5 protein-coding genes are annotated in these 6412 nt (G+C 48.7%); 2 read left to right on the forward strand and 3 right to left on the reverse strand.

From position 1 onward, the window contains the following. Nucleotides 1-76: 76 nt before the first annotated feature. From EKM89_RS09835 to EKM89_RS09845, 3 genes are all read right to left on the reverse strand, one after another. Nucleotides 77-277 carry a hypothetical protein gene (locus EKM89_RS09835; RefSeq protein ID WP_125688114.1) on the reverse strand — a complete coding sequence of 67 codons (201 nt, stop codon included), beginning with the start codon at nucleotides 275-277 and terminating at the stop codon, nucleotides 77-79. A 104-nt stretch (nucleotides 278-381) separates the two neighbouring features. Further along, nucleotides 382-1392: a cytochrome d ubiquinol oxidase subunit II gene (cydB, locus tag EKM89_RS09840; RefSeq protein ID WP_125688116.1), complete on the reverse strand. Its 1011-nt coding sequence runs from the start codon at nucleotides 1390-1392 to the stop codon at nucleotides 382-384. Further along, entirely contained in the window at nucleotides 1385-2836 is a 1452-nt protein-coding gene (locus EKM89_RS09845) for a cytochrome ubiquinol oxidase subunit I (RefSeq protein ID WP_125688118.1), read from the reverse strand. The genes cydB and EKM89_RS09845 overlap by 8 nt, the downstream gene beginning before the upstream one ends. A 632-nt stretch (nucleotides 2837-3468) precedes the next feature. On the opposite strand from EKM89_RS09845, the gene EKM89_RS09850 reads away from it, so the two are divergent. Continuing rightward, nucleotides 3469-4416, forward strand: coding sequence for an NAD(P)-dependent oxidoreductase (locus EKM89_RS09850; RefSeq protein ID WP_125688120.1), 948 nt, complete (start codon nucleotides 3469-3471; stop codon nucleotides 4414-4416). Between the two features lie 465 nt (nucleotides 4417-4881). Then, entirely contained in the window at nucleotides 4882-6282 is a 1401-nt protein-coding gene (locus tag EKM89_RS09855) for a tyrosine-protein phosphatase (RefSeq protein ID WP_125688122.1), read from the forward strand. Nucleotides 6283-6412: the final 130 nt, after the last annotated feature.

Genomic DNA, 6412 nt, shown 5'->3' on the forward strand with positions numbered 1-6412 from the left:
ACATCCGCTATCCCCATCAGCACAACCGCTTTAACTGCGACCCCAAGCAACCAAGTCATAAATGAAACGAATAACTCTATGTAACCGCAATACATACAATAATGATACTGCTTTCATGCCCGTATTTCGAGTAATCGGCCCCGTGGTATTGCGGTAACAAAACAGGCGCCATGTCCACCATCCCCGGTCGATCCGGTACGGCTTCCATGGCGTCTGCCAATTTAATCAGGAGAGCATTGAAATCACAGTTCACGCGCCACCATCGACTGTAGGTCATAATGGCCACGTCTAACCTACGCAGATGCCGGCAGGATTAATGACGCCCACCGACGCTGCTCTAAATACTAAGACTAACTTGCCTAAAATGAAGATGGCCTATTTTTAAGCGTCTTGTTTCGGTGAAGCCAAGCGCTTGTAGAAGACCCAGTAGCTCCAGATGAAGTAGATCAGAACGATTGGCAGAATGCTAAACGTCAGAATCGTCATCAAGTGTAGCGTGTACGGAGAGTTCGAAGAGTTCTTGATCAACAATGAGTAAGCCGGATTGTTAGCAATCATGACCCGTGGGAACAACCCATTGAAGATCAGGACAACAACGCTGACCAGCCCTAACCCACTGCCGATAAATGAGAGCCATTCGTGGTTACCCAAAACGCCCCAATAAGCCAAGCAGGTCACAATGACCAGTGCGACCACAATGGCCGTGGTGCTCAGTGGCTTCTTGTCGAAGAAGTCCGTGGAGAAGTAGAGTAAGACCGCGAATAAGACTTCACCGGCAAAGAGCACCGGATACAGAATCTTGTTCCAAGCTAAGGCCCGGTCCCGTAAGCTACCTTCCGTCTTCAACCGGATGAAGTTTAAGCCGTGGACTAAGCACAGAACCGTAACGGCGACCCCACCGACTAAGGAGAACAGGTTAACGTAATCCGTAAAGTGAGCGGTCATGTCCCCATTCTTATCGATAGGCATCCCGGCAATCATCGAGGTGAACAACATCCCAAACAGGAAGGCTGCGCAGAAACTGCCGATGGTGGCGGCCCATTCCCAGAAATTCCGCCAAGTATCCGTTTGCATATTTGCCCGGAACTCGAAGGAAACTCCCCGGAAAATCAGGGCGGCTAGGATTAAGAACAAGATTAGGTAGTACCCAGAGAATAAGGTGGCGTACCACATTGGGAATGAGGCGAACATCGCCCCACCAGCCGTGATCAGCCAAACTTCGTTACCATCCCAATGCGGTCCAATCGTGCGGATAACCACGTCACGCTCAGCCGTGTCTTTTGCAAAACTCTTCACGAGCATCCCCACGCCGAAGTCAAATCCGTCGAGGAAGAAGAACCCGCTAAACAGCACACCGATTAAGATAAACCAGATAAATTGCAGACTAGTCATGGTTGAACGCCCCCTTTGAGTAAGGATCGAGGTCAGTATCGCTGGATGCGTAACCGTCAGTCAACTCGTCATCTGGACCGGCTTTCAAGACCCGGTGGCAAAGGACGATCATGACGACCCCCATGCCGGCAAACATTAAGAAGTAAACAATATTAGTCGTCAGCAACGACGCCACGGAAACATTTGGCGAAACCGCGTCGGCAATCGTTAACAGCCCATAAACGATCCATGGGTAACGACCGAATTCAGTGATGAACCACCCAGCGGTGTTGACGATGAATGGAAGCCACAGGCATAGGCCTAAGATGTACAGGAACCAGCGTTGCTTCATAATCGCTTGCGACTTCTTACGGTTGAAGATCAACCCCACAATAGCGAGTAAGGCAAACAGTGCCCCCGCGCCAGACATAATCCGGAAGCTCCAGAACAACGTCTTAGTCGGGACGTAGTAGTTCATGTCGCTACCAAACTTCTTATCGTATTTCGCATGCATTTCCTTGTTGATGGTGTTCATGCCTTTAACCGTCCCCGTTGTCTTATGGTAGCTCAACAAGTTCAGGACGTAAGGCACGTCGACGGACCAAGTCGTCTTGTGTTGCTTGTTATCAAAACCAGCGATAGCGGACCATTCCCCTTTGTTGGTCGAGTTCTTGTAGAGCCCTTCCATTGCGGCGAACTTCATTGGCTGATTGTTGATTAAGTAACGGCTCTGCATATCCCCACTAGCAATGGAGCCCACAGAGAAGATGAGACCAATGACCAGGGCCACGTTCAAAGACTTACGGTAGAACGCGACGTGATCCTTCTTGAGTAATCGCCAAGCACAGCAACCAGCAATCACAAAGGAAGCGGTAACAAAAGCACCGAAAATAACGTGTGGAAATTCATTCCACAGTTGGGGGTTCCCAATAACTTTGCCAAAGCTGACCATTTGAACGTGACCAGTCTTGCTGTTAATGATGTATCCCAAAGGATTCTGCATGAAACTGTTAGCCGCCAGAATCCACAGTGCTGAAAGTGAAGACCCGAACATAACTAACCAAATAAATAGCGTGTGGACCCACTTATTAAAGCGGTCCCAGGTAAACATCCACATTCCGATGAATGTAGACTCCAAGAAGAAGGCGGCCAAAGCTTCGATGGCCAGCGGTGCGCCGAAGATATCTCCCATGAACCGGGAGTATTCGGACCAGTTCATCCCGAATTGAAATTCTTGAATGATACCGGTAACCACACCAACGGCGAAGCTATACAGGAACATTTTGCCCCAGAACTGCGCCATCTTCTTGTAATCCTCATCACCCTTGGCGGCGTACAGGGTTTCCATGACGGCCACCACGAAGGCTAACCCGATTGAAAATGGAACGAAGAAGAAGTGAAAGACAGTGGTCATTCCAAATTGAAATCTGGCTAGGCCTAGGATATCTAGACCAAGATTTAACATTTTTCTAACCTCCCCAAACGTTATGTGTGTGAATAAATAATTGCTGTCTTGTGTCCATTATATCGAGTGATAAGTCAAGTTTCAATGGTTGGGCGCTAATATCGTCAAAGTTGATGGATTATATCAGAAATTTCTACTGGGATTGTTGGTTGACTATCGTAACAGATTCGAAAATGTGTGCTATTCATTGAAAACGATTTCAAGTTGTGGGTAATGAATTATGACCGTAATTGAACAAACTCGTGCTAAAATGAACCTAACACGACTGGTGGAGAAAATGTGGTGGCGGTATCCGGCCAAATTGGTGGGTGAAAGATGGCGGCGTGACTGTCTGTCAATGACGCCCTTTGCTGGCATTTTAATGGCGTCTACAGGTAGAAACTGATAATGGTTCAAGCCGTGGGTAGTCTGTGGCTTAGCTAATTGGTGGTGTCATTAGTCGACTACCCGGGTAATCGGCCACGTCGGCTAGTGACTGGTGGCTCATTTGAACGGATAGTTAACAAACCAGCCGGTGAATTTTCACCCCGCACCAGGTGGCCGACCGACTACACTGCAGGCGAGGTTAAGTGCTCCCTACCTTTTTTCCACGAATCGTCACTGAACTTTAATTGCTCGAGGAGGTTTTTACGATGACAGAACGAATTTTAACGTTTCAGGCAGTGAATCCGGACCAAACGAAACAGATTGAAGCTTTAGGCGCCGAAGTGGTCCCGTTTGAAAGCTTGGCCGATGCTAGTGGCATTACCGCCATCTTTGGCTGGAGTCGCAAGCACGGACTGAACGTGCTCCAGGACCCGCATAACGATGTGAAATGGATTCAGACAGTGAGTGCCGGCGTAGACTATCTACCGCTGGACTACATCAAGAATCATGACATCAAGCTAAGCAATGCAATCGGTGTGTACTCCCCGGCAATTGCGGAATCAACGATCGGTTACCTGCTGTACTTCCTGCGCGGTTTCAATGAAGCGGTAAAGAATCAGGCGGGTCACTTCTGGCAGCAACCAGAGCGCAATGACTTAGCAACGCTCGCGAGCCAAAAGGTCGTTATCTACGGGACCGGAAGCATTGGTCAGGCCATTGCGGAGCTGTTGAATGGCTTTGGGAACTACCCGTACGGCGTGAACCGCTCGGGCCGTTCGATGGCTGGCTTTGCAGGCACGGTAGCGCAAAAAGATGACGCAGGCTTGATCACGGATGCTGACGTTATCATCAACGCAATGCCAGCAACGCCGGAAACGGACCACTATTTCAATGAAGACTACTTTAGCCAACTGAACGGCGTGCGAATCTTCGTCAACGTTGGCCGCGGCACTTCGGTGGATGAGCAGGCGTTGATCAACGGTTTGCGCCACAAAAACGTGCTGAATGCCGCACTGGACGTATTCAACACGGAGCCGCTGCCAAAGGACTCGAAGCTGTGGGAACTCTCAAACGTGTTAGTCACGCCACACCAGACTGGCTTTGCGGTTGAGAATACGGCACCAATCTTTGGCTTTCTGGTAGACAACTTGACCAGTCTGCAAGAGACTGGCGAGTTGCGCCGAAATGTGGTGGACCCGGGACGCGGGTATTAAGCAAATTATCCCCATATAACGACTAAAGGTCGTGGTTACAGTCCCCTACGATGGGCCTTGCAACTACGCCTTTTTGTATCCCAGAATTCCAGCTGTGTCCGTGCCGACTCAAACTCATATCTGGCGACCGGTATCCTAAATTATTTAATTTTCACACGAATAACGTTGTGATGATAAGCGTAACGGATACCATGGACTATCAATCTTCGGATCACATTCTCACACCAATACCCCGTCAAAGGTCCCTTGTCAATCAAACAACCCGCATTCAATTCAACAACAACATTCTCACCTAGTCAGCATTCAGCATCATCACGACTCATTCTCAAGCTAAAAACAAATCGTTAGCCACCTACCATCATTTACCGGCTTTACAAAACCTGTACACAAAATCCACACACCCACTACATTCCCCTGTTACGCTAATCTAGGCATCAAAAATGTGTCCAAAACAGGAGGAGAATTATGCATCGATCAACTATTGTTAAATCACTAAGCCTTGCAGGAGTGGCTTTATCCCTTATGGGTGCCGGTGTTCCTAGTGCAGCTGCCGCAACAACTGCACAAACACCAGTTACCGCAGCTAGCACCACGGGAGCTTCAGCCACAACTACCGGTAAGTCTGACAAACAGTTAGCTCCCGTCACGATTCAGCCCCGCCTTTCTGTCGATGAAATGGCGCAACAGGTAGCTACATACGGGGATGTCAAAGACACCCTGATCAAGTTATCCGGAACCAAGAACACCCGTGATATCGGTGGCTACAAGACCGCTGACGGCAAATGGCAAATCAAGCACAACCGCCTCCTTCGCTCGGACAACTTAAACAAGCTGACCAATACGGATAAGACTATCTTGAGTAAGGATCACCATGTCACTTCCGTTGTCGACTTCCGAACTAACGGTCAAATCAACAAACAACCCGACCAATTAATTCCTGGCGCGGCAAATACAGACATTTCCATTCTTGGAGAATATGCCTTCACCGATGGCACTGCGTTGGATGCAAGTAAATTCGCTGGCGATGGCGGCTTCTACGTGCAACAATTAGAATTCGGTTTCTCGGCCGTGAATGGCTACAACAAATTTCTAAACATGTTGTTGGCCAACAATCAGGCGACCCTTTACCACTGTTCTTCGGGTAAAGACCGGACGGGTATCGCAACGGTTCTGGTCATGTCTATCTTCGGTATGGACCGTAAGACGATCATGAATGACTTCATGCAATCCTACCAAACTGGCCGGACGGTTAAACCAGACTGGCTCAACGAATACTTCCGCGAAATCCTGTCTCGTTACGGCACGATGGAGAAATACATCACTAAGGTTCTTAACTTCTCGCCAGCACAACAATCTGCGCTACGTACTAAGTACCTCGTTTCAGCAGATGGCAAGAATACGCCTTACACGGATCCTAACACGCCAAAGCCGACACCAGCACCAACGCCAGCTCCTTCAACACCCTCAGTCGTTGCACCGGCCCCTTCAACGAAACCAGAAAATGAAAAGCCAGTGAAACCGGCGCCAGCACCAACGACGACTGAACCAACGACTCCCGTTAAACCACACAAGGCCAAAAAGGTTAAGGGCAAAATTACTTCAACCAAAAAACTTAACACGAAGTACGTTTACCACCTAAAGAGTAACAAGAAGTGGTTCAAAGATTCCTACCTGCAAAAGTTACTCGGCCACACCAGCAAGAAGCACAAAAACACAACTTGGAAGCTGACCAAGGTCGAACGAATCAAGATCAAGGGTAAGACCCACACCTACTACCAAATCAAAGACCACGCGGGTCACAAGGCTTGGATTCTCAAGTCTTACGTGGTAAAGATCAAAGCTAACACGGCGAACCACCAAGCATAAACACACCTCTCCCCCCTTCAGAGGAAACGACAAAAAGAGAGCAACTCGGCCATGGCTATACTCCTACTTAGGTAGACAAGCAAATAATCAAAGCTTGTTTACTTAGGGAGGAGTTTTTAGTATGGGCCGC

Source organism: Levilactobacillus fujinensis (genome assembly GCF_003946335.1).
In the GTDB taxonomy this organism is placed as follows: Bacteria; Bacillota; Bacilli; order Lactobacillales; family Lactobacillaceae; genus Levilactobacillus; species Levilactobacillus fujinensis.